This is a genomic window from Pseudoxanthomonas sp. LARHCG66, from assembly GCF_052871755.1.
In genome coordinates, this window is record NZ_JBIXJW010000001.1 from 688,423 (window position 1) to 713,989 (window position 25,567).

Below are 25,567 nucleotides of genomic sequence, written 5' to 3' on the forward strand. Positions count from 1 at the left end.
GGGGGCGCAAGCCCCCCGTCTGCTGTCCACCATACGCCACCGTGAAAGCGGTTCGCGGGCCGCAGGGGCTAAACTACGCGCCCTATGACCTCCCCATCCTTTACCGCTGGCGAGCTGGCCGAGCGCTTCGGGCTCGAACTGCGCGGCGATACGGACCTCCGCATCCACGGCGTCGCCACGCTGGCGCGGGCCGACGCCGGACAGCTCGCCTTCCTCGCCAATACCCGCTATCGCGCCCAGCTGGCGGACAGCCGGGCCAGCCTGGTCGTCCTGCGGGCGGACGATGCCGATGCCGCAACCGGCGCCGTCCTGATCGCCAGGGACCCCTACGCCGCCTTCGCCCGGATGGCCGCGCTGTTCGAGAGCAAGCCGGACCGTGCACTGGGGGTGCACACCAGCGCCGTGATCGATCCGACCGCACGCATCGCACCGGGCGCCCATGTGGGTCCGTTCGTCACGGTGGGCGCACGCAGCGTCATCGGCGAGGGCGCCGTGATCGGCCCAGGCTGCGTGATCGGCGATGACTGCCTCGTGGGCGACGGCTGCGAGCTGATCGCCCGCGTCACCCTGGTCACGCGCGTGCGCCTGGGCCAGCGCGTGCTGATCCATCCCGGCGCCGTGATCGGCGCCGATGGTTTCGGCCTGGCGATGGACAGCGGCCACTGGATCAAGGTGCCGCAGCTGGGCGGCGTGGTGATCGGCGACGACTGCGAGATCGGCGCCAACACCACCATCGATCGCGGCGCGCTCGACGACACGGTGCTGGAAGAAGACGTCCGCCTCGACAACCAGATCCAGATCGGCCACAACGTCCGCATCGGCGCGCATACCGCGATGGCCGGTTGCAGTGCCGCCGCCGGCAGTGCGCGCATCGGCCGCTACTGCCTGATCGGCGGAGCCGCCGGCGTGCTGGGCCACCTGGAGATCTGCGACCGCGTGGTCGTCACCGCGATGTCGCTGGTGACCAGTTCCATCACCGAGCCCGGCGAGTACTCCAGCGGCACGCCGCTCACCGACAACCGTACCTGGCGCAAGAACGCCGCCCGCTTCAAGCAACTGGACGCCTTGGCACGACGCGTGCTGGCGGCCGACAAGGAAACCTGATGACCCTGGACCTGCAACTGCCCGTCGACGCCGCCACCATCCGCAAGCTGCTGCCGCACCGTTACCCGTTCCTGCTGGTGGACCGCGTGGTGGAGCTGGAGCCGGACAAGCGCGTGCTGGCCTACAAGAACATCACCCAGAACGAACCGTTCTTCACCGGCCACTTCCCCGAGCGGCCGATCATGCCGGGCGTGCTGATCATCGAGGCGCTGGCGCAGGCCGGCGGCCTGCTGACCCAGCTCTCGCACCAGGGCGATACCGCCGGGCGGATGTTCTACATGGTGAAAGTGGAGAACGCGCGCTTCACCCGCATGGTGGTGCCGGGCGACCGCCTGGACCTGGACGTCACCCTGAAGCGGCTGATCCGCAACATGGCCTTCTACACCGGCGTGGCGTCGGTGAACGGCGAACAGGTCGCCTGCGCCGACGTGCTGTGCGCCGAGGACACCCGCTGAGATGAGCGCCCCCACCGCCATCCATCCCAGCGCGGTCGTCGATCCCGGCGCGCAGCTGGGCGAAGGCGTGCGCGTCGGCCCGTTCGCCCACATCGGCCCGGAAGTGGAGATCGGCGCTGGCACGGTGATCGGCCCCCACTGCACGGTCACCGGCCCCACGCGCATCGGCCGCGACAACCACTTCGCCGGGCATGCCGCCATCGGCGGTGATCCGCAGGACAAGAAATTCAAGGGCGAGCGCGTCGAGCTTGTCATTGGCGACCGCAACCAGGTGCGCGAGTTCGTCACGCTCAACCGCGGCACCGTCACCGGTACCGGCATCACCCGCATCGGCAGCGACAACATGCTGCTGGCCTACACGCACGTCGCGCACGACTGCATCGTGGGCAACCACTGCGTGTTCTCCAACAACGCCACGCTGGCCGGGCACGTGACCGTGGAAGACTGGGTCATCCTCAGCGGGTTCGCGGGCGTACACCAGTTCTGCCGGATCGGTGCCCACGCCTTCATCGGCATGGGCGTGCTGCTGAGCGGCGACGTGCCACCGTTCACCATGGTGGCGGGCGAAGCATCCGGCCGGCCGCGCGGCATCAACAGCGAAGGCCTGAAGCGGCGCGGTTTCGACGCTGAGCGCATCGCCGCCATCAAGCGCGCGTACCGCACGCTGTACGTAGCCGGCCTGCCGCTGGCAGACGCCAGGCAGCAACTGGCCGAGCAGGCGCAGACGAGCGATGACGTGAAGGCGCTGCTGCATTTCATCGACAGCGGCGAACGGCCGTTGCAGCGGTGATGCAGGCGACACCCGCAGCGCGGCCGCTGCGCATCGCGCTGTGTGCGGGCGAGGCATCCGGCGATGGCCTGGGGGCGGGGCTCGTCGAAGCGCTGAAGCAGCGCTTCCCGCATGCCGAATTCGCGGGCATCGGCGGCGATGCGATGCGTGCCGCAGGATGCGACACCTGGTTCGATGCGAACGAGCTGGCGGTCATGGGGCTGGCCGAGGTGCTGCGCCACCTGCCGCGGCTGTTGCGCCTGCGCAAGGCGTTCCGCCAGCGCGTGCTCGACTGGACACCCGATGTGTTCGTCGGCATCGACGCACCCGACTTCAACCTCGGTGTCGAGCGTTGGCTCAAGGCGCATGGCGTGCGCACCGTGCACTACGTGAGCCCGTCGGTATGGGCATGGCGCGAGAAGCGGGCCGAGAAGATCGGCCACAGCGCGGACCGCGTGCTGTGCCTGTTCCCGATGGAACCACCGATCTATGCGCGCCATGGCGTGGACGCGCGTTTCGTCGGCCATCCGATGGCGGACGAGATCGCACTGCTGCCTGATCGCGCGGCTGCACGCACTGCATTGGGACTGGCAACCGAAGCACCGGTGCTGGCCGTACTGCCCGGCAGCCGCCTGGGCGAGATCGGACGGCTTGCGCCGGCGTTCTTCGAGGCGGCACGCCGGGTGGCCGCGCAGATCCGCGGTCTGCAGATCGTCGTGCCTGCGGCCAATGCGGCCTGCCGCCTGGCGCTGGAAGCACAGTTCGCCGCGCACGGCGCAGATGCCGCCTGGCGCCTGCTCGACGGCCGCGCGCGCGAGGCGATGATCGCCAGCGATGTCGTCCTGCTCGCCTCCGGCACGGCGACCCTGGAGGCCATGCTGTGCAAGCGACCGATGGTGGTGGGCTACCGCATCGCGCCGTTGACCTACCGCATCGTCAAGGGCCTCGGAATGCTGAAGGTGGAGCGGTATGCGCTGCCCAACGTGCTGGCGGGGGAAGACATCGCGCCGGAACTGATGCAGGACGATTGCACACCCGAGCAATTGTCCAATGCCGTGCTGAACTGGTTCCGCGAACCGGAGGCCATCGCTTCGCTGCAGCCAACCTATCTGCGACTGCACGAGCAGTTGCGCCAGGATGCGTCGGCGCGCGCTGCCGATGCAGTGGCAGAGCTGGTCCCCACTCCTGTAGGAGCGACGTAAGTCGCGACCGCACGCCATGAATTTCGCTTCTTCCTCGCCTGCTCCGGAAGTTTGCATCCACCTCGGAGCTGAGCGGCGCGTGCGCATCCTTTCTGCGGTCGCGACTCACGTCGCTCCTACAGGGGGCATCGCGCGATGACCGCAGCCTCGCTGTTCCCGATGCCCGACGTCCGCCTGGTCGCCGGCGTCGATGAAGCCGGTCGCGGACCGCTTGCGGGCCCGGTCGCCGTCGCGGCGGTGATTCTGGATGCGTCGCGCCCCATCGCCGGACTGAACGATTCCAAGCAACTCAGTGAAGCGAAACGCGAGGCGCTGTTCCCCCTGATCCAGGAGCGCGCGCTGGCGTGGCACGTGACCTTCGTCGAGCCCGCCGAGATCGATCGTCTCAATATCCTGCAGGCCACCCTGGAAGGCATGCGCCGTGCCATCGCCGCGCTCCGGCCACTGCCGGAACTGGTCCGCATCGACGGCAACCTCGCTCCGAAAGGCCTCGACTGCATGGCCGAGACGCTGGTCGGCGGCGACGCGAGCGAACCCGCCATCATGGCGGCGTCCATCCTGGCGAAGGTGTCGCGTGATCGCCTGATGGTGCGGTTGCACGCGGACTTCCCGCAGTACGGCTTCGCCGTGCACAAGGGTTATCCGACGCCCGCGCACCTGCGCGCGCTGGCGGAACACGGGCCGTGTCCCCACCACCGGCACAGCTTCGCTCCGGTGCGGGCCGTTCTCGCGCCACGGTAGTCGTGGGTGCGCCCGGCGGCGCATGACCGACGGCACCCTGTCCATGGTCACGATGGCTTCCTGCAGACGCGCGCACAGCTGCGGGCAGGCAGCATGGTCACGCGGTCCCGCCCCCTGCCGGGACCGGCCCCACGAGGCTTGTCATGACCCTGTCCACCACCTCCCTCCCCCTTTCCTCCCCGCCTTCCACTGCGCGCGACATCGACGACGAACGCCTGCAGCTGCTGCGCTGCATGCTGGCCGACCGCGACTGGACGCATGACCCCGGCCTGCGCACCCGCCTGCAGCAGGCCATGGCCACGCTGAGCTCACCCACCGCGATCACGATGGATGAGGCCACCTGGACCCTGATCGCCGACGAGACCGCGGGTTACCTTGATTTCCGCCGGCTGCGCAATCTCGAGGCCCAGCTGCGCGGCTGCCCACGGGATGCCCTGCATTTCACCCGCGCCGACTGGGAAGTCCTGCGCGTGGCCGAAGCCGCCCTGGAGCACCAGCTGCGCCACGTGCGCGACAGCAGCTATGCGCCCGAACCGGTACCGCTGTTCCGCATCCACTGATCTCTCTTCGCCCGCGCCTCCGCACGCGGGCCGCCGCACCCCGATCCCCGGGTTTTCCCCTGAGCCGTCCCCGTGGACGGCTTCTTTTTTGCCTTGGCGTGGGCTTTCCGTCGACCCGGGAAAGTCAAGCCTTGCCCCTCCCCACCGCCGCCGGTACGCTGCCCCGACAGCCTTCCGAGCCGGCATGTCTTCCCGTTTCGTCCACCTGCACCTGCACACCGAGTTTTCGCTCGCGGATTCGATCATCCGCGTGCCCGAGAAACCGGACCACGCCGATCCGAAGAAAGCCAAGCAGCCCAACCTGCTGAGCCGCGCGGTCGAGCTGGGCATGCCCGCGCTGGCGGTCACCGACCGCAACAACCTGTTCGCACTGGTCAAGTTCTACAAGGCCGCCGAAGGCGTCGGCATCAAGCCCATCGCGGGCGCCGACGTGATGGTGGCCGATGGCAGCGATGCGCCGTGGCCGGTGACGCTGCTGTGCCGCGACCGCGACGGCTATCTCTCGTTGTCGCGCCTGTTGTCGCGGGCATGGATGGAAGGCCACCGCACCGACGGCGTCGCCATCCATCCGGATTGGCTGCGCGCCGACCATGACGGCCTGTTCGCCATCATGGGCCGGCAGAGCATGGCGGGGCGCCTGGCCCAAGGAGGGCGCCATGATCTGGCCGAACAGCACCTGGCCGACTGGCAACGCAGCTTCGGCGACGACCTGCACCTGGAACTGACCCGCACGCAGCGCGACGGCGAAGAAGCCTTCAATGCGTTCGCCCTGCATGCCGCCGGTGCACGCGGCCTGCCGGTGGTCGCGAGCAATGATGTGCGCTTCCTGTCGCCGGACGGGTTCGAGGCGCACGAGGCGCGCGTATGCATTTCCTCCGGTCGCGTGCTGGACGACCCCAAGCGCCCGCGCGACTACAGCGCCGAGCAGTACATGAAGTCGGGCGAGCAGATGGCCGCGCTGTTCGCCGACGTGCCGGACGCCATCGACAACACGCTGGCGCTGGCGCAGCGCTGCAACATCGAGATGCGCCTGGGAGCCTACTTCCTCCCGGCCTATCCGGTGCCCGACGACGAGACGCTGGACAGCTGGATCCGCAGCCAGTCGCACGCCGGACTGAAGGCACGCCTGGAAAAGAGTCCGCTGGCGCCCGGCCACACGCGCGAGGACTACGAGAAGCGGCTGGATTTCGAGCTCGACACCATCTGCAAGATGGGGTTCCCCGGTTACTTCCTGATCGTGGCCGACTTCATCCAGTGGGGAAAGAACAACGGCATCCCGATCGGCCCGGGCCGCGGCTCCGGCGCCGGTTCGCTGGTGGCGTGGGCACTGCAGATCACCGATCTTGACCCGTTGCCTTACGGCCTGCTGTTCGAACGCTTCCTCAACCCGGAACGCGTGTCGATGCCCGACTTCGACATCGACTTCTGCATGGACCGGCGCGACGAGGTGATCGACTACGTCGCGCGCAAGTACGGCCGCGACCGCGTCAGCCAGATCATCACCTACGGCACGATGGCGGCCAAGGCCGTGGTGCGCGATGCCGGCCGCGTACTCGGCTTTCCGTACGGCCTGGTCGACGGCGTGGCCAAGCTGATCCCCAATATCCTGGGCGTGTCGCTGAAGGATGCGATGGGCGAAGGCAGCAGCGAGGCCGCCTCGCAGGAGCTGATCGACCGCTACCGCGACGAAGACGACGTCCGCGATCTGATCGATCTGGCGCGCCAGCTGGAAGACCTTACCCGCAACGCCGGCAAGCACGCCGGTGGCGTGGTGATCGCCCCATCGCCGCTGTCGGACTTCTGCCCGCTGTTCGCCGAACACGACGAAGACGGACGCGGCAAGAATCCGGTCACCCAGTTCGACAAGGACGACGTGGAAGCGGTCGGCCTGGTGAAGTTCGACTTCCTGGGCCTGCGCACGCTGACGATCATCGACTGGGCGGTGAAGGCGATCAACCAGCGCCACGCGCGCGCGGGCCTGCCGCCGGTGGACATCACCACCATCCCGCTGGACGATGCCAGCGTGTATCGCGATGTGTTCGCCAATGGCAACACCGGCTCGGTGTTCCAGTTCGAATCCTCAGGCATGCGGCGCGCGCTGAAGGAAGCCAAGCCCGACCGCTTCGAAGACCTGATCGCGCTGAATGCGCTGTACCGCCCCGGCCCGATGGACATGATCCCGTCGTTCGTCGAGCGCAAGCATGGGCGCGAGGAGTTCGAATATCCCGATCCGCGCACCCGGACCATGCTGGAAGAGACCTACGGCATCATGGTCTACCAGGAGCAGGTCATGCAGATGGCGCAGATCGTCGGCGGCTACTCGCTGGGCGGCGCCGACCTGCTGCGCCGTGCGATGGGCAAGAAGGTGCCGGCCGAAATGGCCAAGCACCGCGAGATCTTCCGCGAGGGTGCCGCGAAGGGCGGCGTGGACGAACGCAAGGCCGACGAAATCTTCGACCTGATGGAGAAGTTCGCCGGCTACGGCTTCAACAAGTCGCACGCCGCCGCATACTCGCTGGTCGCCTACCAGACGGCATGGCTCAAGAAGCACTATCCCGCCGAATTCATGGCGGCCACGCTGTCGTCCGACATGGACAAGACCGACAAGGTGGTCGGCTTCCTCGACGAGGCGCGCGGACTCGGCCTGACCATGCTGCCGCCGGACGTCAACCATTCCGATTTCATGTTCGTCGCCACCGATGCCCGCACGGTCCGCTACGGCCTGGGCGCGGTGAAGGGCGTCGGCCAGGGCGTGTGCGAGAGCATCGTGGAAGCGCGCCGCGGCGACGGGACCAGCTCCAGGCAGGGTCCGTTCGCCGACCTGCTCGATTTCTGCAAGCGCGTCGATTCGTCCAAGTTGAACAAGCGCGCTCTGGAAGCGCTGATCAATGCCGGCGCGCTGGACGCGCTGGGCCGCAACCGGGCGTCGCTGGCGCTGCAGTTGCCGGAAGTCCTGAAGGCCATCGACCAGATCAGCAAGAACCGCAGTGCCGGGATCGTCGACATGTTCGGCTCCAGCAGTGGCGGCGACGACATCCACGTCGATCTGCCCGAAACCGACGAATGGCCGCTGACCCAGCTGCTGCACGGTGAGCGCGAGACGCTGGGACACTATCTCAGCGGCCACCCGATGGATCCTTACCGCGAGGACCTGCGCTCGCTGGTCGGCAACGACCTGGGTAATCTGGACGCGATCTGGGCCAACCAGTCGCCCGGCGAGAAAAAAGGCTGGCGCCCCGAAGTGTCCTGCGTGATCGCGGGCCAAGTGGTCGGTGTGCGACGCAAGGGGGACAGCCAGGTCTTCGTGCAGCTGGAGGACGGGTGCGGTCGCATCGAATGCAGCGCGTTCTCCGACGCCCTGGCCGAGTTCGGTCCCCTGCTGACGCGCGATCGCGTGCTGGTCATCAAGGGCGGCCTGCGCGAGGACGAGTTCAGCGGTGGCTACAGCCTGCGCATCCGCCAGGTATGGGACTACACCCAGCTCTGCCAGCAGCACGCGCAACGCCTGCAGCTTCGCCTGGACCTGCGCGTGCCCGGTCTGTGGCAGCGCGTCGATGCCCTCCTTTCGCGGCACCGGCCCGGCGGTACGCCGTTGCGGCTCGACCTGTTGATGGCGGCGGGAACGTCCGCCATCGCCGGCATGCTGGACCTCAATGGGCAGAAGGCCGTGCGCGTGGACACGGAGCTGCTGGATGCGTTGCGCGCCCTGCCCGGCGTACGCACGGCCAAGCCCGCGTTCCATCGGCCCTGGACGCACTGACACAGCGCGTGCACCGCATCACGGCCCTACACCCCCGTACGTGACCGTCCGGACGCTTCGGCTACACTTTCCCCCTTTCCGGCCCCTGGCCCGCAGATGAATCCGAACTACCTCGATTTCGAACAGCCCATCGCCGATCTGGAAGCCAAGATCCAGGACCTGCGTACCGCCAGCACCGGCCCGGCGGTGAATGTCGATGCCGAGGTGCACGCGCTGCAGGACAAGCTGCGCATCCGCACCGCGCAGATCTTCCGCGACCTCTCGCCGTGGCAGGTCTCGCAGCTGGCCCGCCACCCGGCACGCCCGTATACGCTCGACTACATCAAGGTGTTCTGCGACGAGTTCCAGGAACTCGCCGGCGATCGCGCGTTCGCCGACGACGCCGCCATCGTGGGCGGCCTGGGCCGCATCGACGGCCGCAGCGTGATGATCATCGGCCACCAGAAGGGCCGCGACACCAAGAGCAAGATCGCCCGCAACTTCGGCATGCCGCGCCCCGAGGGCTACCGCAAGGCGCTGCGGCTGATGAAGATGGCCGAGCGCTTCAAGCTGCCATTGCTGACCTTCATCGACACCCCGGGCGCCTATCCGGGCGTGGGCGCGGAAGAGCGCGGCCAGTCGGAGGCCATCGCGCGCAACCTGATGGAAATGGCCGAATTGAAGGTCCCGATCATCTGCACGGTGATCGGCGAAGGCGGCAGCGGCGGCGCGCTCGCCATCGGCGTCGGCGATCGCACGCTGATGCTCGAGTACGGCACCTATTCGGTGATCTCGCCGGAAGGCTGCGCGTCGATCCTGTGGAAGGACGCCGCCAAGGCCAAGGACGCCGCCGAGCAGCTGGGCCTGACCGCCAAGCGCCTGCACGGACTCGGCCTGGTCGACAAGGTCGTGCGCGAGCCCATCGGCGGCGCGCACCGCAATCCCCGCCAGATGGCCGTGCGCCTGAAAGCCGTGCTGCTCAACGAACTGGATGCGCTGGAGCAGTTGCCGGTCGAACAACTCCTGCAGAAGCGTTATGAGCGCCTGCGTGGCTACGGCGCGTACGAAGCCGCCTGAGCGCTGCCCTTAGCTCCACTGAAGCGCCGGTAGACCCGGCGCTTTTTCATTGCGGTCGCTCGCGTTCAGAGCGACCTGAGGAAATCCACCAGCGCGCGACGGTCCTCGGCACTCATCGCCTCGAAACGCTGCTTCGCCGCCGTGCCCTGCCCGCCGTGCCAGAGCACCGCCTCCTCGAGCGTGGCGGCGCGACCGTCATGCAGGTAGCGAACGTTCGGATCGATTGCCGCTGCCAGACCCAGACCCCATAACGGCGCAGTGCGCCATTCGCGCGCGGTGGCGCGGCCTTCGACATAGGTATCGGCCAGGTCGGGCCCCATGTCGTGCAGCAGCAGGTCGGTGTACGGCCGGATGGTCTGATAGCGCAGTTCGACGAACCGGTGATGGCCCGTGCGCAACTCCGGCGCGTGGCAGGTACTGCAACGGGCGGCTTCGAACAGCTGCGCTCCGCGCTTGACGCGCAGTTGCCGGGCGCGCGCCTGCGCATCCTGCTCCAGCGGGTTGTCGAAGTCCCGCTTCGGCGGCACGCCCAGCAGGCTCAGGTAGAGCGTGGTCTGGTGGATGTCGGCTGCGGTCAGCTTCGCGCTGCCGCTGTTGACCTGCGCGCAGGCCGTGCCCTGGCTGCCACGTGCGCATTCCAGCGACGACATCAACGGCGAAGTGACGCCCATGTCCGTGTTGAACGCCAGCGAGGTCTGCTGTTCCAGCGTGGCGGCGGCGGCCTTCCAGCCGAAGCGCCCCACGCGACTGACACCGGCGTCGCGCGGATCGGCCACGATCTGCAGCCGGCCGGCCACGCCGTCCGGATCGCCCTGTTGCGCCAGCGCCATGCGTTCGAGCTGTTGTTCGGGCACGGCTTCCAGCAGGCCCAATCCTGTCAGCGAGGGCGCCACGCGTACCGACAAGGCGCTGGGCAACGCCAGCGGCTGGCCGGCACGGTCGCGCAGGGCGTAGTTCGGCCGGCGCAGCACGTAGCCCGTGCCATCGGCGTAGCGACCCGGCAGTTCCGTGTAGCCGGTGAGCACCAGCTCGGCTTCACGCCCGTCCACGTTGGCCCCGGCCTCGCGATAGGTTCCCTGCTGCAGGCGCAGGCCGAAGCGCGCATCCGGTGCCTGCGTGCCTGCGCCGGCCACGCCGACGAACACGCCCAGCCGGTCGAGCGGTGCGCCCACCACCGGCGAACTGCGCCCGTTGCCCGCATGACAGTCCACGCAGCGCGTCTGCGAGAACCGGGGCGCGGTCTTGCCCGCATGCGCGGCGAACACCGTGTTGCTTTCTTCCGAATGGCGGCCGCTCGCGAACGAGGTATGGATCAGCCGGCGCCCTTCCGCCCATGGCTGCATGTTGTAGCCGGCGATGTTGTGCGAGGCCTGCTGCAGCATGCGGAACGGCTCGCTGGACGTGTCTTCGTGCAGCGTCATCCACGGCCCTGCGCTGAGCGCTTCCGCCGGCATGGCCAGCGAGTCCAGCGGCCGTTGCACGCCATAGCCCGGGCCGCGGTACCAGGACACGATGCCATGCGAGCCTGCGCGGTAGACCAGCGCTGCGGCGTAGTAGTTGAAGCGGCCGATGGCATCCGGATTGCCGGCCAGGAAGATGCCCAGTTCGAACTCCACCAGGTCGCCCTTGCGCAGCGGACGGTGGGCCTCGTTGGCGGCGGTACGGATTTCCTTCACCAGCACGAAGGCATTGCCGGGCGCGCCGGCCGGAGGCGTGTAGTTGCTGCCGGGATCCTGTCCGAACTGCGCGTAGCCGGCGATCGGCGTCTGCGCGAGCACGCCGCCGGGCAGCAGCTTCATGCCGCCGTTGTCCGCATACAGCGCCACCGACGTGGGCTCGAGCGGATCCTCGCTGCGCCGCCCGATGTAGCCATGGCGGAAATTGGTGCCGTACCAGTAGTGCTGCGGCTTGACGACGATGGTCAGGATGCGCTGTTCGCCGGACGTGCCGGGCACCGCATCGTCATGGATCAGGATCTCGTGCGTGCGCCGTTCGAAGTACTGGGGCGGGAAGACCTGGTAGCTGTCGTCGACGACGGGCTCGCGCGCATGGCGGTCGCGCACGCGGCCGCCCACATGGGTGACCAGCGTACCGTCGTCCTGGGTGTACTGGATGGGGGCCGCATCGTCGGGCCACAGCAATGGCTGGTAGCTGGCGGAAGGCGGCACCTGTGGCGGCGGCGGAATCAACGGATGCGATCCGTTCTGGCGCACCGGCTGCGGTTCGCCGACGGCCAGGTGGAACTGCTGCGCGGGCACCGCGGCGCACGCGATCTGCTCGATGGAGGCGCCGGCGGTCGTCGAAGCGCCCACGATGCCGATGCACTTGCCGCTGTTGACGTTGACGATCCGGTAGCGGTCGCTGGTGTCGACGCGCTGCAGGCGGAAGCGTTGCGCGCCGCTGCCGTTGTCGTCCCATTGCTGGACGATGACGTGGTCGGCACCGGAGGCGGCCGGAATGTCGGCCGACTTCTGCGTCGCCAGGTTGCGCAGGCGGTACTGCCCGGCCGTGGTCTCGGCGATATCGAAAAACTGCCGGTGCAGCGTGCCCTCGCAGGCGGACTGCACCAGTGGCGTGCCATTGGCGGTGCTGCCGTCGCGCACCTCGATGCAGAGCCCGCTCAGCACGCTGGCGATGCGGTAGCGACCCGGTGGCACCGGATCGGCATTGATGTTCTGTGGCGCAACGGCCTGGGCTTCTGCGGCGGCGGCGGCGGTGACCGCCATCGCCTGGCTTGGAACCGACGCCGGCGCCACGCGGCCCCTGCTCCAGAAAGGGGCATCGCGCGGGTCGTCGGTCGACGCGGAGCATGCCGCGAGCGACAGCGAAGCCAACAGGACGGAAGACGCCAGCACGCGACGATGCAGGGCGACTGCAGGACAGGGGCGATGCATCGGGATACCGACTCCTTGGGGACGCGTGGGGTACGTCGGCGGCGCCACGGCGTCTCTCCCCGAGACGCGGTGGCACGCCATCCAATGGCGGGACGCGGCATGGTCGCAGAGGCATCTCCATGCCGCTGTGACCGATGCCGCACAACCCGCCGGCCCGCACGCGGGTGGCCGCGGTCGTTTCAACCGTTTCCCCGCCACCGGCTGGCGCCGGCCACGTGGATGACGGATGCTTGACGCTCCGCCGACGGCGCCGCGCTACCCGCATGAGTCCACTCCTCCTGCTCTCCTTCGCCCTCCAGATCGCCTGCTGCGTGCATGTGGTACGCACCGGAAGACCGCTCTACTGGGTCTTCATCCTGCTGGTGTTCTCCTTCATCGCGGTGATCGTGTACTTCATCGCCGAGATCCTGCCGGATCTGCGGCACAGCCCCTCGGCGCGGCGCACGGTGCGCAACGTGCGGAACCGGATCGATCCCGAACGCGACCGCCGCGACGCAGCCAGGCTGCTGAAGGCCGCGGACACCCCGGAGAACCGTCGCCGACTGGCGGAAGAAAGCCTGCGCAGCGGCGATTACACGCACGCCGCCGAACTGTACGAGCAGGCACTCAAAGGCCTGTATGCCACCGATCCGGACCTGATGCTGGGGCTGGCGAAGGCGCAGTTCGGCATGGGCGACGCGCAGAAGGCACGCGATACGCTGGATGCACTGATCACCGCCAATCCGGGTTTCCGGTCCGCCGACGGCCACCTGCTGTACGCGCGTGCCGTGGAGGACACCGCCGATGCGGCCGCCGCCATCCACGAATACGAAGCCGTGGTACAGGGCTACCCCGGCGAAGAGGCCCGCGCCCGCTTCGGCCTGCTGCTGAAACGGCATGGAGAGCAGGCGCGTGCACGCGCGGTGTTCCAGGAGATCCTCGATCGGTCCGATGCAGCGCCACGCTACTACCGTCGAGAGCAACAGGACTGGATCGCCGTGGCGAAGCGCGAACTCGCGACGCTCCAGGACTAGCCCGGTCCGCACGATGCGACGGACGGTTGATCGCGATCAATGCCGTGGGGCGGTGGACACGCGATGATGCAGGCAGCGATCGGCACCGCGCCGATCCACGCGCAGGAGGGTGGCCATGGACCTGCTTTCGTTGCCCTGGTGGCTGCTGCCCACCGTACTCTTCGTGCTGCCCGTGCTGGTGGCGCTGGCGGTGAACCGCTGGCGCTTCCACCGCACCGGCGTCAGCCAGCATCTCGTGCTGGGTCTGTTCGTGGGCGCCTGCTGGATCGCCGCGCTCATCGTCATCCTGCAGCAACTCCGATGAGCATCGGGCATCCGCTCATGCCGCCTCGCGACGATCCGCAAGCAGCGCGTCCTTGCGCTGGCTGAGGTCCTCCTCCGCGCGCAGGTAGACGTGCAACAACGCCTCGTCGACCGCGGAAGCGGTGGCCGTGCCCACCAGCAACTGCATCCCGTGTCGCTGCCGCGCAGCGTGTGCGGCCGCACGCAGCGCATCGATCCGTGCCTCCATGCCGGCTCCCTTCAGCAGCACGACGAACTCGGCGCTGTCGGTGACGCGACTGACGTGATCGCCGAGATCATGGCGCACGCACGCGTCGAAGGTGGACGCGAGCTCCTGCAGGGTTCGCTCCAGCATGCGCTCGCCCAGCCGGCGAGCCTCCTCCGCCATGCCCTGTGCCTCCACGATCACCACGCACCACGGCTCACCCGGCGCCACGGACGCCTCGCCATGACCCTGCAGCGCCACCACCGCCCGGGTTTCGTGATGCACGCGATGGGCATCCAGCAGCGCGACGGTGATCCGTGCGAGCGCCCGCAACGAAGCCTTCTGCTGGTTGCTCAGGCGGCGCGGGTGGGTATCCACCACGCATACCGTGCCCAATGCCTCACCCGTGCCGGCCACCAGCGGCATGCCGGCATAGAACCTCGCCTTGACATCGCCCGTGACGATGGGGAAATCGGCGAAGCGCTGGTCTTCGCTCAAGTCGGATATCTCGAGCAGTTCATCCGGTTGCCGGATGGCGTGGTCACACACCGCAGTGTCGCGGGTGGTTTCATGGTCATCCAGGCCGATGCGCGCCTTGAACCACTGGCGGTCGCGGTCAATCAGCGACACGACAGCGATGGGCGTGCCGCAGATCGCGGCAGCCAGCCCCACCAGATCGTCATAGGCCGTGCCGGGCAGGGTATCCACAGCATGGTAGCGATCCAGCGCATGTTGGCGCCGACGTTCGTTGTCGCGGGTGTCGGTGGAAGATGGGTTCACGGCGGGTCCTCGTGTGGGGCGTGGACATGGTCGACGCGCACCGGTTCAGATCCCGTCAACGGCAGCGGAAATCGCAACATCCATCACATTGTGCTGCAGGCCGCGCGCATCGTCGCTAGCATGCGTGCATGGATGCCGCGCCATCGCCCCTGCCGCTGTTGCCCGCACGCGCCGAGAGCCGCGTATGGGTCGCGTTGAGTGGCGGACTGGATTCGACGGCATTGCTGCACCGGCTGGCCCACGACGCATCGCATCGTCGCCACGGACTTGCGGCGATCCACGTGCACCATGGCCTGCAGCTCGACGCCGATGCGTGGGCGGCGCATTGTTCGGCGCTGTGCACCGCGCTGGACGTACCGCTGCAGGTACGGCATGTACAGGTGGACACCACGCGCGGCGAGGGAACCGAAGCCGCCGCACGCCGCGCGCGTCAGCAGGTGTTCGCCTCTGTCATGGATGCCGGCGATATCCTCGCCACGGCGCATCACCGCCAGGACCAGGCGGAAACCTTCCTGTTGCGCGCACTGCGTGCCTCCGGTCCCGATGGCCTGGCGTCCATGCGGCCGTGGCGTGCGTTTGGTCCGGGCTGGCAATGGCGTCCGCTGCTGGAAACACCGCGCGAGGCATTGCTGGCATACGCCGACAGGTTCGCGCTGGAATGGATCGAGGATCCCAGCAACGCGCACACCGACTTCGACCGCAACTTCCTGCGCCACGAGATCCTTCCCCTGTTGCGGCAGCGCTGGCCGCACGCGGACGCGGCCTTCGCACGCAGCGCGGTCCTCAGCGCGGAAACCCTCGAACTGCTGGAGCCACTGGACAGGCAGCTGCTCGCGGCCGCCGCCACGGCGGATCCCGCCGCCTTGAACGTCGCGCCGCTGCGCGCAGCCGGTCCCGCGCAGCGCGCACGCGCACTCCGGCGCTGGATCGACGCACTCCGCCTGCCGCCACTCCCGGCCGAAGGCGTGGCGCAGATCGAGGCACACCTGCTGGAGACACGGGCCGATGCGCAGGCGGAGTTCGCCTGGCAGGACGCGATCGTGCGGCGCTGGCGTGGCCTGCTTCACGCCGAACGGCAGCGCCCCGCCTTGCCGGTGCACTGGCAGACCCCGTGGGATGGCGTGGCGCCCATCCGGTTGCCTGATGGCGGCACGCTGTCGCTGGAGGGCGGGCGCCACGGCTTCGGGACGCCGCTGCGGCTGACGGCGCGCCAGGGCGGCGAACGCATCGCGCTGCCGGGCCGCTCGCACCGGCATGCACTGAAGGACGTGCTGCAGTCGCTCGGCATTCCCCCCTGGGAACGCCGGCAGCTTCCGCTCGCCTGGCAGGGCGACCGACTGTGGGCGGCAGGCGACGTGGCGCTGTCGGCCGAATGCGATGCCTGGCTGCGCGCGCAAGGCGCCCGTCTCGTCTGGCGCCGTGGCTGAATCACCGTCGCGTTGACCTGATCGCAACCGATCCCCACACTTGCGGCATGGCAAAGAAAACTTCCCCGGACGCCTCCCCCGTCGCCCACTTCGAACACTCGCTGGACGAACTCGAGCAACTGGTCGAGAAGATGGAACACGGCGACCTGAGCCTGGAAGCATCGCTTGCGGCCTACGAACGCGGCGTGGGCCTGTACCGGCAATGCCAGGCGGCGCTCGAGCAAGCCGAACTGCGCGTGCGGCTGTTGAGCGATCCGGAGCAGCCGGAGGACGGCGAAGCGTTCGCCCCCGCGCCCGATGGCCGCTGATCCCCGCTTCGCCGCCTGGGCGGCGGGCCTGGAAAACCATCTCGACCGCGTGCTGCCAGCGGCCGATGCGGCGCCGCATCGCCTGCACGCCGCCATGCGCCATGCCGTGCTCGGGGGTGGCAAGCGCATGCGGGCCTTGCTCGTCTACGCCAGCGGCACGCTGCTGCAGGCGGATGAAGCCACGTTGCATGCGCCCGCCGCCGCAGTCGAACTGATCCACGCCTATTCACTGGTGCATGACGACCTGCCTGCGATGGACGACGACGACCTGCGTCGCGGCAAACCCACCGTGCACATCGCATTCGACGAAGCCACCGCCATCCTCGCCGGCGATGCACTGCAGACGCTGGCGTTCGAGCACCTGGCGTGCTCCGATGCACCCGCCCTGCTGCGCGTGGAGTGGCTGGCCACCCTGTCGCGTGCTTCCGGTGCCGCCGGCATGTGCGGCGGGCAGGCGCTGGACATCGACGCCACCGGTACGCAGCAGACGCTGGACGCACTTCAGCGCATGCACGCACTGAAGACCGGCGCACTGATCCGCGCCGCGGTGCGGATGGGCGCGCAGGCCGGCGCCGCCGACACGGACACGCTCGCGCGACTGGATGATTTCGCCACCGCGCTGGGCCTGGCATTCCAGGTGCGCGACGACATCCTCGACATCGAAGCCAGTTCCGAGCAGCTGGGCAAGACCGCCGGCAAGGACGTGGCCCAGGCCAAGTCGACCTATCCCGCACTGCTGGGCATGGACGGTGCGAAGGCCAAGCTGGAGGAACTGGCTGCCGCGATGCACGATGCGCTGGTGGGCCATGGCGCGCGTGCCGATGCGCTGCACGCACTCGGCGAACTGGCGGTCCATCGCGCGCATTGACCTGCCGGGCCTGCCGGCGCGAAAAGAAAAAGCCCGGCGTTGCCGGGCTTTTTCATGCGACTTCAAGCGCGCTTTACTTGATCAGGCGCAGCGCGAACGGGTAGCGATACGCTTCGCCGTTGTTGGCCTTCACGCCACCGATGATCGACAGCACCAGCGCGGCAATGCCGATCAGCGGCATCAGCAGCAGGCCGATCAGGACGAACGCCAGGATCCACGAGATCACGAACGCGATGAACACCGTGATCTGGAAGTTCAGCGCTTCCTTGGACTGGTCGGTGACGAAGCCCTTGGAGGCGTCATCCTTGCTGATCAGCCAGATGATCAGCGCGCCGATCGGGCCAGTGACGATGCCCAGCAGGTGGGACAGCAGCGCCATGGTGCGCTGGTCCTGCGGTGCGTCGCCCGCGGTCGGCGGCGGAGGCGGTGCGGTGACGTTGTCGAATTCGCTCATCTAGTGGATCCCCGAAATGGTGAGGTGGGCGGTCGAGCGCTGCGATCCCCCGCAGCACTCCGCGTGCCAAGCATAACGGGTAACGGCGTCACCGTCGGCCACGTCGTGGCCGACGGGCGTCATTCGCCCGCCACGGTCATCCGGCCGACCAGGATCGACCCGACGCCGACATGGGACCGGCGGTCCACATCGCGACCCACGGCCTCGATGCCGGCGAAGATGGCCTTGAGGTTGCCGGCGATGGTGATGCCATCGACCGGGTACGCGAGCGCACCGTCCTCGACCCAGAAGCCTGCCGCGCCGCGCGAATAATCGCCCGTCACCCCGTTCACGCCCTGCCCCATCAGTTCGGTGACGAGCAAGCCGGTACGCATGCCGGCGAGCAGATCGTCGAAGCCGCCCGCGTTCGCCTTCACCTGCAGGTTGTGCACGCCGCCGGCATTGCCGGTGGTCTGCAGGCCGAGCTTGCGCGCCGAATAGCTGCCCAGCACGTAACGCTCGAGCACGCCATCGCGGATCAGGTGCGAACGCTTGGTCGCCACGCCCTCCGCATCGAAGGCCGAAGAGCGCAGGCCATGCGGCAGCAAGGGAAGCTCCTCGATGGCGAACCAGTCGGGAAAGATCCGCTGGCCCACATGGTCGAGCAGGAAGCTCGCACGCCGGTACAGCGCGCCGCCGGAGACGGCACCCAGCAGGTGGCCGATCAGTGAACGCGCCACCTCAGCCGAGAACAGCACGGGGTATTCGCCGGTCGCCAGCGAGCGCGGCTGCAGGCGCGCCACGGTCCGCGCGGCGGCCTTGCGGCCGATGGCCGACGGATCCTCGAGTTCCAGGTGCGACAGCGCCGTGCTGTACCAGCCATCCCGTTGCATGCCATCGCCCTGCCCCGCGATCAGCGCGCAGCCGATGGTGTGCTGCGTATCGCGCTCGCGGCCGATGAAGCCGTGCGAATTCGCGTAGACGGACAGACTTTCGCCGCTTCCGATGGATGCGCCGTCGGAGTTCTCGATGCGCGCATCCGCCTCGCGCCCGGCCGCCTCGCAGGCCAGCGCCAGATCCACGGCACGGTCCATGTCGAGCGCCCAGGGATGCCAGACGTCGAGGTCGGGGAACGCGCCATCCGCCTGCGGACGCGCCATCAGCGCGGCATCGGCAAGGCCGGCCGCTTCGTCGTCCTCGGTGTAGCGGGCGATGGCGCAGGCCTGTGCGACCGTGGCTTCCAGGCTCTCCTCGCGCAGGTCGGCCGTGCTCGCACTGCCCTTGCGCTGACCGAAGTAGACCGTCACGCCGATGCCGCGGTCACGGGTGGACTCCACGGTTTCCACATCGCCCAGGCGGACGCTGACGTTGAGCCCGGTTTCTTCGCTGCAGCTCACCTCTGCCTGGGTGGCGCCCTGCGCCCTGGCGCGTTCGAGAAGACGCTGCGACAACACCTCCAGGCGCTCCAGGCGGGCCAGGCTGTCGTCGGGGGAAGTCAGGGCGGTGACGTTCAATGCTTTATCCTTGTGTCCTGTGATCCGCGCCCGGGCGCCGGATCGGTATTGGATCAGGCTTCCACGCGATGCGGCGGAAGCGTCAGAGAGGTTCCACGATGCGCGGACGCGACCCCGAAACCGGCGAATTCCTTGGCCCCAGCCGCACCCAGCAACGGGGCGAGGCGCTGGAGATCCGCAGCCTTGCCGAGAAACTGGTGGCGCTGCCGACCGCGCAACTGGCGCGCCTGCCGATTCCCGAAGATCTCATGCCGCACATCGTCGAGACGCAGCGCATCACGTCGCACATCGCCCACAAACGCCAGTTGCAGTTCCTGGCCAAGCAGATGCGGCGCGAAGACGACGAGGTGCTGGAAGCCATCCGCGATGCGATGGACGAGGGTGGCGAAGCCGCGCGCCGCGAAACCGCCCTGCTCCACCACGCCGAGCAATGGCGCGACCGCCTGCTGGCCGATGGCGATGCGGCGCTGGCCGACCTGCTGGAGGCATTCCCGCAGGCCGACCGCCAGAAGCTGCGCCAACTGGCGCGCAATGCCAGCGAAGAACGCGCGAAGAACAAGCCGCCGCGCGCGTTCCGCGAATTGTTCCGCGAAGTGCGCGAGCTGCTGGCCGACGCGAGCGCTGCGCAAGACGGCGACGAAGACGACGCGCTCTAGCCCCTCTCGCCTCGGGAGAAGGGTTGGGGTGAGGGTACGGCGAAGTCCATGTTGCGCACACGTCATGGACGTCGCCCAACCCTCATCCGCCCTGTGGGCACCTTCTCCCGGGGGGAGAAGGAGGAAAGCATGGGACGCTTCACGCCTTCGTCCCACCCACCGTCAATCCTTCGATCAACAATGACGGCTGGCCCACGCCTACCGGTACGCTCTGGCCGTCCTTGCCGCAGATGCCGACACCCTGGTCCAGCGCCAGGTCATGGCCGACCATCTTCACCTTCTGCATGGTTTCCGGACCGTTGCCGATCAGGGTGGCGCCCTTCACCGGAGCGGTGATGCGGCCATCTTCGATCAGGTAGGCCTCGGTGGCGGAGAACACGTACTTGCCGCTGGTGATGTCGACCTGGCCGCCGCCGAAGTTGACCGCGTACAGGCCCTTCTTCACCGAGCGGATCATGTCCTCCGGGTCGTGCTGGCCGGCCAGCATGTAGGTATTGGTCATGCGCGGCATCGGCAGGTGCGCGAACGATTCCCGACGGCCGTTGCCGGTGGGCGCCACGCCCATCAGGCGCGCGTTGAGCGCGTCCTGCATGTAGCCCACCAGTACGCCATCCTCGATCAGCGTGGTGCAGTTCGTCGGCGTGCCTTCGTCATCGATATTGAGCGAGCCGCGACGGCCCGGCAGCGTGCCGTCATCGACGATGGTGACGCCCTTGGCTGCCACCTGCTGCCCGATCCGGCCGGCGTACACGCTGGTGCCCTTGCGGTTGAAGTCGCCTTCGAGCCCATGGCCGACCGCCTCGTGCAGCAGCACGCCCGGCCAGCCGCTGCCCAGCACCACCGGCATCACGCCGGCGGGCGCGTCGATGGCATCCAGGTTCACCAGCGCCTGCCGCAGTGCCTCGCGTGCCAGGTCTTCCGGCTTGCCGTCGGCGAACAGTTCGGCATAGCCGTAACGTCCGCCCATGCCGGCGTAGCCGGATTCGCGGCGTCCGTTCTGTTCGACGATCACCTGCACGTTCAAGCGCACCAGCGGACGCACGTCGGAAGCCAGCACGCCGTCGCTGCGCGCGACCAGCACAGTGTCGATGCCGCCGGACAGGCTGACGGTGACCTGCTGCACGCGCGGATCGGCGGCGCGCAGGAAACGGTCCACCGCACGCAATGCCTCGACCTTGGCATCGTTGCCCATCGCATCGATGGGATCGTCGCTGGCATACAGCGCGTGGCCGCCACTGCGCACCAGCGTGCGCGGGGAATGCGCGGCTCCGTCGCGCGCGATGGCGCGCGCGGACTTCGCCGCATCCAGCAGGGCCGGTGCGTTGATGTCGTCGGAGTAGGCGAAGCCGGTCTTCTCGCCGGAAATCGCGCGCACGCCCACACCCTGTTCGATCGAGTGGGCGCCGTCCTTGACGATACCGTCCTCGACCGTCCAGCTCTCGCGACGCGCATGCTGGAAGTACAGGTCGCCGAAATCGATGCCCGGCCCCAGCAAGGTACCGAAGGCGCGATCCAGGCCGGACGGGTCCAGGCCAGCGGGCAGAAGGAGACGGGTTTCGGCGAGCGTGATCGGCAGGGTCATGGTCATCACAATGGGGACGAAAAGCGCTGCCGGCAAGGACGCCCTCGCCGACCGGCGGATTCAGGGGGCGCCAGCGCTGTCGGCGCGATCGTCGCTTCGGACGCGCGATTGTTCGCGCCCCACCACTTCGACCTTGGGCGATTTCCACGGACCGGTGACGCGGTAGGTCTTGGCGCCCATTTCCGCCAGCGGCTTCTTCAGCACGGCGTTGGCCACCGCACCCACGGCGGCGCCGATGGGCCCACCCGCCACCGCGCCCACGGCGGTGAGTACGTTGGCGGATTTCGGCTTCACGTCCACGGTCTGGTCGAACCGCTCGGCCCTCAGGTCGGTGTCGCCGCGGATCAGGATCTCGGCGGCGGGGCCGTCGATCAGCAGGTTGTCGCTGCGCGCCATCCCGCCGGTGAGGCGGATGTCACCGTCGATGCGGTTGAACGCAAAGCCCTTGGCGAAGAAATCGCTGAAGTCGAGCATCAGGCGGCGACGTACTTCCGCCACGCTCAACAGGCCCAGCACGCGACCCGCACCGGGCTCGACCTCGAGCAGGTGCCCGTCCCGCGCGGCAAGCTTCACGCTGCCTTCCAGCGCGGCCAACCGGAAGCCCTCCGGACTGCCCGACCAGCCGGCCTCGGCGGTGATCTGCCCATGGCCACCCCGCACGCGGTCGCCCAGGCCCAGGTCGTCGAGCAGTTCGCCGAAGTTCTCGCTCTTCACGTCCGCAGCGAAGCGCGTCCGTGCCGCGACACCGGTACCCGTCCACTGGCCGCGCACATCGATCTGCTGCCCCGGCGAGCGCAACTGCAGCGCGTCGACATGCATGCCGTCCGCCTGCTGGCGCGTGCGCAGCTTGGCGGCACCCAGGCGTGCATCGCCGAAGCGCAGATCGTCGATATCCAGCGACAGCGGAGGAATGGCGGCAGGGTCGAAGTCGTCCGTGGCGGCGCGCACGGTCGGGTCGGTGCGCGGTGCGCCACCCGCACTCGCCTTGCGCCAATGGACGCGCGCGAGCTTGCCGGCAATCGGCGCGCCCTTGGCATCAGGCACCAGCAGCGCACCGGACAAGGCCTCGCCATCCAGCGAGACCGCGAGCGCCTGTTGCGCGGGGGCGAGCTGCAGGCGGGTATCGGGAAAGGAAGCGCCGATCAGGAGCAACTGATCCGCAGTCACGTCGACATGGCGCAGTGGCAGGCTGTCGCTTCCCCCGCTGCCGCCGCGCGCCACCGCCACCCACTCCATCGCGTCCAGCGTGCCGGTATGTCCGGTGGCCACCAGCCCGGACGGCGGAGGCGCATCCTTCACTTCGCTGCTGCCCAGCACCACGCGCACACCGGTCTGACCATTGCTGGCGCGCGCGCGCAGCGCGAGCACCTTGCCGAAGGCCACGTCGATCTGTCCGCTGCCCATCGGCAACGGCGCTCGCACGGTTGTCGCCAGCGGCGTGGTGGCGGATTTGCGCAGCGGCGCCGGCAGGCTCATCGCGGTACCCACCAGGTCCGATGTCAGGTTGAGTTGCGTCGGCGCTGCGGTCTTGCCTGCCGCCACGCGCGGGATGTTCACGCCCACCGTCCATTGCGAACGTCCGTCCATGTAGGGCTTCAGCCACGCCATCTCGGCGGCACGGTCCAGCAGGCGGTCGGCTTCGACCATCGCGGACAGGTCGGCTTCGAACGCCTGCGTGCGATCGCGCGTGCCACTGCCTGCGCGCAGGCCAAGTACCCCGGCCTGCCCGTCGTGCACGACCTGCAGCGGCCCCGAGGCGAACCCGCCATCGTCATAGCGCGCCTTGCCACGTACGTCGTCGAACACGAGGTCCCAGCGTTTTTCGGCCAGCTGCGCACCTTTCAGGTCCACCGTGCCGGCCAGCTTCTTGCGCGCCTGCTCACCCGCGTGCAGCGGTTGCAGCAGATCGAACGTCGCCGCCACCGGGCCCTTGGCCTGCAGATGGTCGAGCGTGTCGCCATAGGTCTTGTGCAGCGGACTCTGCCGCAGCAGCGCGAGCAGCTTGCCCGCATCGGTCTCGGTACGCGCGATGATCTTCAGGTCGGCATCGCGGAAATCGGCGATGCCGGCCTGGAACGCCGGAATCGTCACGCCCGCCAGCGCCCCTCGTCCCTGCAACTGGAACCCGTTGCCGATGAAGGCGATCTCGGCGTCGACCTGGTCCAGCTGCGGCCACTCGGGCTGGAACTTGAACTGGCCATCGGCGATGCGGGCGACCGCTTCGAACCTGCCGTTCTGGTGGAGGAACGGCCAGTCGTCGAGGTCGCCACTGACGATCGCGCGACCTTCCCGCACGGTGCCGCCCACCAGCGCGGCATTGAGCCAGTTCACTGCGGCCTTGGGCATCTTGTGGTGGATCCAGAATCCCTTGGCCACCGGCACCGGCGCATCGGCCAGGTCCGCCGCGATGTCGATCCACGGTCGCGTGCCATCGCCCTGGAACCACATGCCGCCACGCACGTCGGCAGCGTAATCGGTCCCCTGCACGTGCAGCGCCGAAGTCCCCACGCGCCAGCCCGCGCCTTCACGCCACCCCACCACGTCGCCTTCCAGGCGCACGTCGTGCACCACTTCGAACCCGCTCGGCCAGTCGAAGCGCATCGTCGCTTGCGGAAGCAGCCGCAGGCGGAACCCCGCAGCGTCGCCATCGAAATCCCCCGCTAATCCGCGGATGCCGGGGGCATCGCCAACCGCACGGAACCCGATGTCACGCAACTGTCCTTCCACGCGCATCGGACCATTCCTGCGTCCGGCCAGCGCCAGCCGTGCGAGGCGCGCGCCGGGCCGCGCCTGGAACAGCCAACGGCGCACGCCGGGATCGACCTTGTCGCTGAGCCCGAGCACCGCCAACAGCGGTGCTGCATCCACCTGGTCCGCCAGCAAGGCGTAACGCTCGCCGCCGGCCAGTACCAGGCCGTCCAGCGTCTGCACGGCAGGCGCCGTGCCCACCCGCAGGCGCGGAGCATCGAGTCGCCAGCCACCGGCCACCAGGCGCCAACGCATGCGTCCTTCCATCTGCTCGAAATCGATGCGCGTGGGTGCTGCCGATGTCGGCAGCGGCGCGCCACGCAGGCCCACCTGGCGCAGGTTGGCGTCCGCCGTCACCATCACCACGCGATGCCGGCGCAGTTCCGTCCAAGCCCGCACGCGACCGTTGCCGCGCTCGGCCACCACGCCGGCGTAGCGCAGCAACGGCGACCAGGCGCCGATATCTTCCGCAGCCACATCGAGATAGGCACGGCCATCGCCGGCCTTGCGATCGAAGTCGACCGCCACGTTCAGTGGCGCCGCGTCCTTGCGTATCCATGCCCGCGTGCCGGCGCGCACGCGATCGCCCTGGACGCGCAGGCGCAGGTCGATTTCGGGCAGGCGGATATCCCATCCCAGCGATGGCGCGATGATCGCAAGCCGTCCGTCGATGACCTGCAGCTCACCCAGGCCTTCAAGGCTCTTCAGCGGGTCTTCGGTGGATTGCTGCTGTCCGGGCAGGCCCCGTACCGACCAGCGTCCGTCGTCCTCCCGCTGCAGCGTCAGCGCCAGTCCGCGCAGGCGCAACTCGGTGAAGGAGCGCCCTGGCAGCAGTCCGCCATACATCGACACCAGCACTTCTGCCTGGCCGATACGCACGCCGGCATCGCCTTCACCCAGGCGCAGCCCATCGAGCTGCAACAGCGGTCCGCGGCGCGTCCATTGGGTCTTCACCGCATCGAAGGCGACGGGCCGGCCGGCGCGTTCGCTCAGCCATGCCGCGACCCGATCGGGATGCCGCTCCGCCAGCGGCAGCACCTGGCTGGCGATGCCGAGCACCACGGCCATGCATACCAGCACCACCGCGATGCCATAGACGGCACTGCGGCGAGCCAGGCGCAGGCGGCGGCGCAGCGGGGTGGGCATCAGCTCGCTGCGCTCGCCGTGGTTTGCGATCCGGAATGCGGGACTCGAGAAGACACGAGTCGCG

Annotated in this window: 19 protein-coding genes and 1 pseudogene; 14 read left to right on the plus strand and 6 right to left on the minus strand. The window is 68.6% G+C overall.

All coding sequences use genetic code 11. The annotated features are described in order from the left end of the window. Positions 1 to 84: 84 nt before the first annotated feature. The 8 genes and pseudogenes from lpxD to ACIPRS_RS03375 all read left to right on the plus strand — a co-directional run bounded on the left by lpxD (position 85) and on the right by ACIPRS_RS03375 (position 9,647). The gene (lpxD, locus tag ACIPRS_RS03340) at positions 85 to 1,104 is read left to right on the plus strand and encodes a UDP-3-O-(3-hydroxymyristoyl)glucosamine N-acyltransferase (RefSeq protein WP_446537496.1); all 1,020 of its coding nucleotides are present in this window, start codon (positions 85 to 87) and stop codon (positions 1,102 to 1,104) included. Continuing rightward, the gene (gene fabZ / locus ACIPRS_RS03345) at positions 1,104 to 1,559 is read left to right on the plus strand and encodes a 3-hydroxyacyl-ACP dehydratase FabZ (protein ID WP_446537497.1); all 456 of its coding nucleotides are present in this window, start codon (positions 1,104 to 1,106) and stop codon (positions 1,557 to 1,559) included. Before lpxD ends, fabZ begins: the two co-directional genes overlap by 1 nt. A gap of 1 nt (position 1,560) precedes the next feature. Then, complete coding sequence (gene lpxA, locus ACIPRS_RS03350) at positions 1,561 to 2,349, plus strand: acyl-ACP--UDP-N-acetylglucosamine O-acyltransferase (RefSeq protein WP_446537498.1); 789 nt, start codon at positions 1,561 to 1,563, stop codon at positions 2,347 to 2,349. A gap of 17 nt (positions 2,350 to 2,366) precedes the next feature. Next, positions 2,367 to 3,530 (plus strand): annotated as a pseudogene (gene lpxB / locus ACIPRS_RS03355) (lipid-A-disaccharide synthase); the annotation flags it as partial. Between the two features lie 135 nt (positions 3,531 to 3,665). Continuing rightward, on the plus strand, positions 3,666 to 4,271 hold the full coding sequence (gene rnhB, locus ACIPRS_RS03360; RefSeq protein ID WP_446537499.1) for a ribonuclease HII: 606 nt from the start codon (positions 3,666 to 3,668) through the stop codon (positions 4,269 to 4,271). A 143-nt stretch (positions 4,272 to 4,414) separates the two neighbouring features. Beyond that, complete coding sequence (locus ACIPRS_RS03365; protein WP_446537500.1) at positions 4,415 to 4,831, plus strand: hypothetical protein; 417 nt, start codon at positions 4,415 to 4,417, stop codon at positions 4,829 to 4,831. 184 nt (positions 4,832 to 5,015) lie between these two features. After that, positions 5,016 to 8,591, plus strand: coding sequence for a DNA polymerase III subunit alpha (gene dnaE / locus ACIPRS_RS03370; RefSeq protein ID WP_446537501.1), 3,576 nt, complete (start codon positions 5,016 to 5,018; stop codon positions 8,589 to 8,591). A gap of 96 nt (positions 8,592 to 8,687) precedes the next feature. Next, the gene (locus ACIPRS_RS03375; protein WP_192200571.1) at positions 8,688 to 9,647 is read left to right on the plus strand and encodes an acetyl-CoA carboxylase carboxyltransferase subunit alpha; all 960 of its coding nucleotides are present in this window, start codon (positions 8,688 to 8,690) and stop codon (positions 9,645 to 9,647) included. Positions 9,648 to 9,712: 65 nt separating this feature from the next. On the opposite strand, the gene ACIPRS_RS03380 is transcribed toward ACIPRS_RS03375, so the two are convergent. After that, positions 9,713 to 12,541 carry a di-heme oxidoredictase family protein gene (locus tag ACIPRS_RS03380; RefSeq protein WP_446537502.1) on the minus strand — a complete coding sequence of 943 codons (2,829 nt, stop codon included), beginning with the start codon at positions 12,539 to 12,541 and terminating at the stop codon, positions 9,713 to 9,715. A 263-nt stretch (positions 12,542 to 12,804) separates the two neighbouring features. Between ACIPRS_RS03380 and ACIPRS_RS03385 the strand changes: the two genes are divergently transcribed. Continuing rightward, a complete protein-coding gene (locus ACIPRS_RS03385) occupies positions 12,805 to 13,554 on the plus strand; it encodes a tetratricopeptide repeat protein (RefSeq protein ID WP_446537503.1) in 750 nt (249 codons plus the stop codon). Between the two features lie 115 nt (positions 13,555 to 13,669). After that, positions 13,670 to 13,858, plus strand: coding sequence for a hypothetical protein (locus ACIPRS_RS03390; protein ID WP_142123795.1), 189 nt, complete (start codon positions 13,670 to 13,672; stop codon positions 13,856 to 13,858). A gap of 15 nt (positions 13,859 to 13,873) precedes the next feature. Here ACIPRS_RS03390 and ACIPRS_RS03395 read toward each other — a convergent pair whose 3' ends face one another. Then, positions 13,874 to 14,821, minus strand: coding sequence for a GAF domain-containing protein (locus ACIPRS_RS03395; protein WP_446537504.1), 948 nt, complete (start codon positions 14,819 to 14,821; stop codon positions 13,874 to 13,876). Positions 14,822 to 14,949: 128 nt separating this feature from the next. On the opposite strand from ACIPRS_RS03395, the gene tilS reads away from it, so the two are divergent. Genes tilS through ACIPRS_RS03410 form a run of 3 tightly spaced genes read left to right on the plus strand, consistent with a single transcriptional unit; the run spans position 14,950 to position 17,424 of the window. Beyond that, complete coding sequence (tilS, locus tag ACIPRS_RS03400) at positions 14,950 to 16,248, plus strand: tRNA lysidine(34) synthetase TilS (protein WP_446537505.1); 1,299 nt, start codon at positions 14,950 to 14,952, stop codon at positions 16,246 to 16,248. Positions 16,249 to 16,295: 47 nt separating this feature from the next. After that, entirely contained in the window at positions 16,296 to 16,556 is a 261-nt protein-coding gene (locus ACIPRS_RS03405) for an exodeoxyribonuclease VII small subunit (protein WP_446537506.1), read from the plus strand. Continuing rightward, entirely contained in the window at positions 16,546 to 17,424 is an 879-nt protein-coding gene (locus tag ACIPRS_RS03410; RefSeq protein ID WP_446537507.1) for a polyprenyl synthetase family protein, read from the plus strand. Before ACIPRS_RS03405 ends, ACIPRS_RS03410 begins: the two co-directional genes overlap by 11 nt. A 73-nt stretch (positions 17,425 to 17,497) precedes the next feature. On the opposite strand, the gene ACIPRS_RS03415 is transcribed toward ACIPRS_RS03410, so the two are convergent. Both ACIPRS_RS03415 and pmbA read right to left on the minus strand, forming a co-directional pair. After that, entirely contained in the window at positions 17,498 to 17,878 is a 381-nt protein-coding gene (locus ACIPRS_RS03415; protein ID WP_192200564.1) for a DUF4870 domain-containing protein, read from the minus strand. Between the two features lie 119 nt (positions 17,879 to 17,997). Further along, on the minus strand, positions 17,998 to 19,371 hold the full coding sequence (pmbA, locus tag ACIPRS_RS03420) for a metalloprotease PmbA (protein ID WP_446537508.1): 1,374 nt from the start codon (positions 19,369 to 19,371) through the stop codon (positions 17,998 to 18,000). 98 nt (positions 19,372 to 19,469) lie between these two features. Between pmbA and yjgA the strand changes: the two genes are divergently transcribed. Continuing rightward, on the plus strand, positions 19,470 to 20,027 hold the full coding sequence (yjgA, locus tag ACIPRS_RS03425; RefSeq protein ID WP_192200562.1) for a ribosome biogenesis factor YjgA: 558 nt from the start codon (positions 19,470 to 19,472) through the stop codon (positions 20,025 to 20,027). Between the two features lie 139 nt (positions 20,028 to 20,166). Here yjgA and tldD read toward each other — a convergent pair whose 3' ends face one another. Together tldD and ACIPRS_RS03435 are read right to left on the minus strand one after the other, a co-directional pair. Then, a complete protein-coding gene (gene tldD / locus ACIPRS_RS03430) occupies positions 20,167 to 21,609 on the minus strand; it encodes a metalloprotease TldD (RefSeq protein WP_446537509.1) in 1,443 nt (480 codons plus the stop codon). Positions 21,610 to 21,669: 60 nt separating this feature from the next. After that, positions 21,670 to 25,503 carry a YhdP family protein gene (locus tag ACIPRS_RS03435; protein ID WP_446537510.1) on the minus strand — a complete coding sequence of 1,278 codons (3,834 nt, stop codon included), beginning with the start codon at positions 25,501 to 25,503 and terminating at the stop codon, positions 21,670 to 21,672. Between the last annotated feature and the right edge of the window lie 64 nt (positions 25,504 to 25,567).

What these genes read in the sequence shown, in the direction of transcription:
- lpxD (WP_446537496.1), top strand. Translation starts at nt 85, where the DNA reads ATGACCTCCCCATCCTTTACCGCTGGCGAGCTGGCCGAGCGCTTCGGG.
- fabZ (WP_446537497.1), top strand. Translation starts at nt 1,104, where the DNA reads ATGACCCTGGACCTGCAACTGCCCGTCGACGCCGCCACCATCCGCAAG.
- lpxA (WP_446537498.1), top strand. Translation starts at nt 1,561, where the DNA reads ATGAGCGCCCCCACCGCCATCCATCCCAGCGCGGTCGTCGATCCCGGC.
- rnhB (WP_446537499.1), top strand. Translation starts at nt 3,666, where the DNA reads ATGACCGCAGCCTCGCTGTTCCCGATGCCCGACGTCCGCCTGGTCGCC.
- ACIPRS_RS03365 (WP_446537500.1), top strand. Translation starts at nt 4,415, where the DNA reads ATGACCCTGTCCACCACCTCCCTCCCCCTTTCCTCCCCGCCTTCCACT.
- dnaE (WP_446537501.1), top strand. Translation starts at nt 5,016, where the DNA reads ATGTCTTCCCGTTTCGTCCACCTGCACCTGCACACCGAGTTTTCGCTC.
- ACIPRS_RS03375 (WP_192200571.1), top strand. Translation starts at nt 8,688, where the DNA reads ATGAATCCGAACTACCTCGATTTCGAACAGCCCATCGCCGATCTGGAA.
- ACIPRS_RS03380 (WP_446537502.1), bottom strand. Translation starts at nt 12,541, where the DNA reads ATGCATCGCCCCTGTCCTGCAGTCGCCCTGCATCGTCGCGTGCTGGCG.
- ACIPRS_RS03385 (WP_446537503.1), top strand. Translation starts at nt 12,805, where the DNA reads ATGAGTCCACTCCTCCTGCTCTCCTTCGCCCTCCAGATCGCCTGCTGC.
- ACIPRS_RS03390 (WP_142123795.1), top strand. Translation starts at nt 13,670, where the DNA reads ATGGACCTGCTTTCGTTGCCCTGGTGGCTGCTGCCCACCGTACTCTTC.
- tilS (WP_446537505.1), top strand. Translation starts at nt 14,950, where the DNA reads ATGGATGCCGCGCCATCGCCCCTGCCGCTGTTGCCCGCACGCGCCGAG.
- ACIPRS_RS03405 (WP_446537506.1), top strand. Translation starts at nt 16,296, where the DNA reads ATGGCAAAGAAAACTTCCCCGGACGCCTCCCCCGTCGCCCACTTCGAA.
- ACIPRS_RS03410 (WP_446537507.1), top strand. Translation starts at nt 16,546, where the DNA reads ATGGCCGCTGATCCCCGCTTCGCCGCCTGGGCGGCGGGCCTGGAAAAC.
- ACIPRS_RS03415 (WP_192200564.1), bottom strand. Translation starts at nt 17,878, where the DNA reads ATGAGCGAATTCGACAACGTCACCGCACCGCCTCCGCCGCCGACCGCG.
- yjgA (WP_192200562.1), top strand. Translation starts at nt 19,470, where the DNA reads ATGCGCGGACGCGACCCCGAAACCGGCGAATTCCTTGGCCCCAGCCGC.
- tldD (WP_446537509.1), bottom strand. Translation starts at nt 21,609, where the DNA reads ATGACCCTGCCGATCACGCTCGCCGAAACCCGTCTCCTTCTGCCCGCT.
- ACIPRS_RS03435 (WP_446537510.1), bottom strand. Translation starts at nt 25,503, where the DNA reads ATGCCCACCCCGCTGCGCCGCCGCCTGCGCCTGGCTCGCCGCAGTGCC.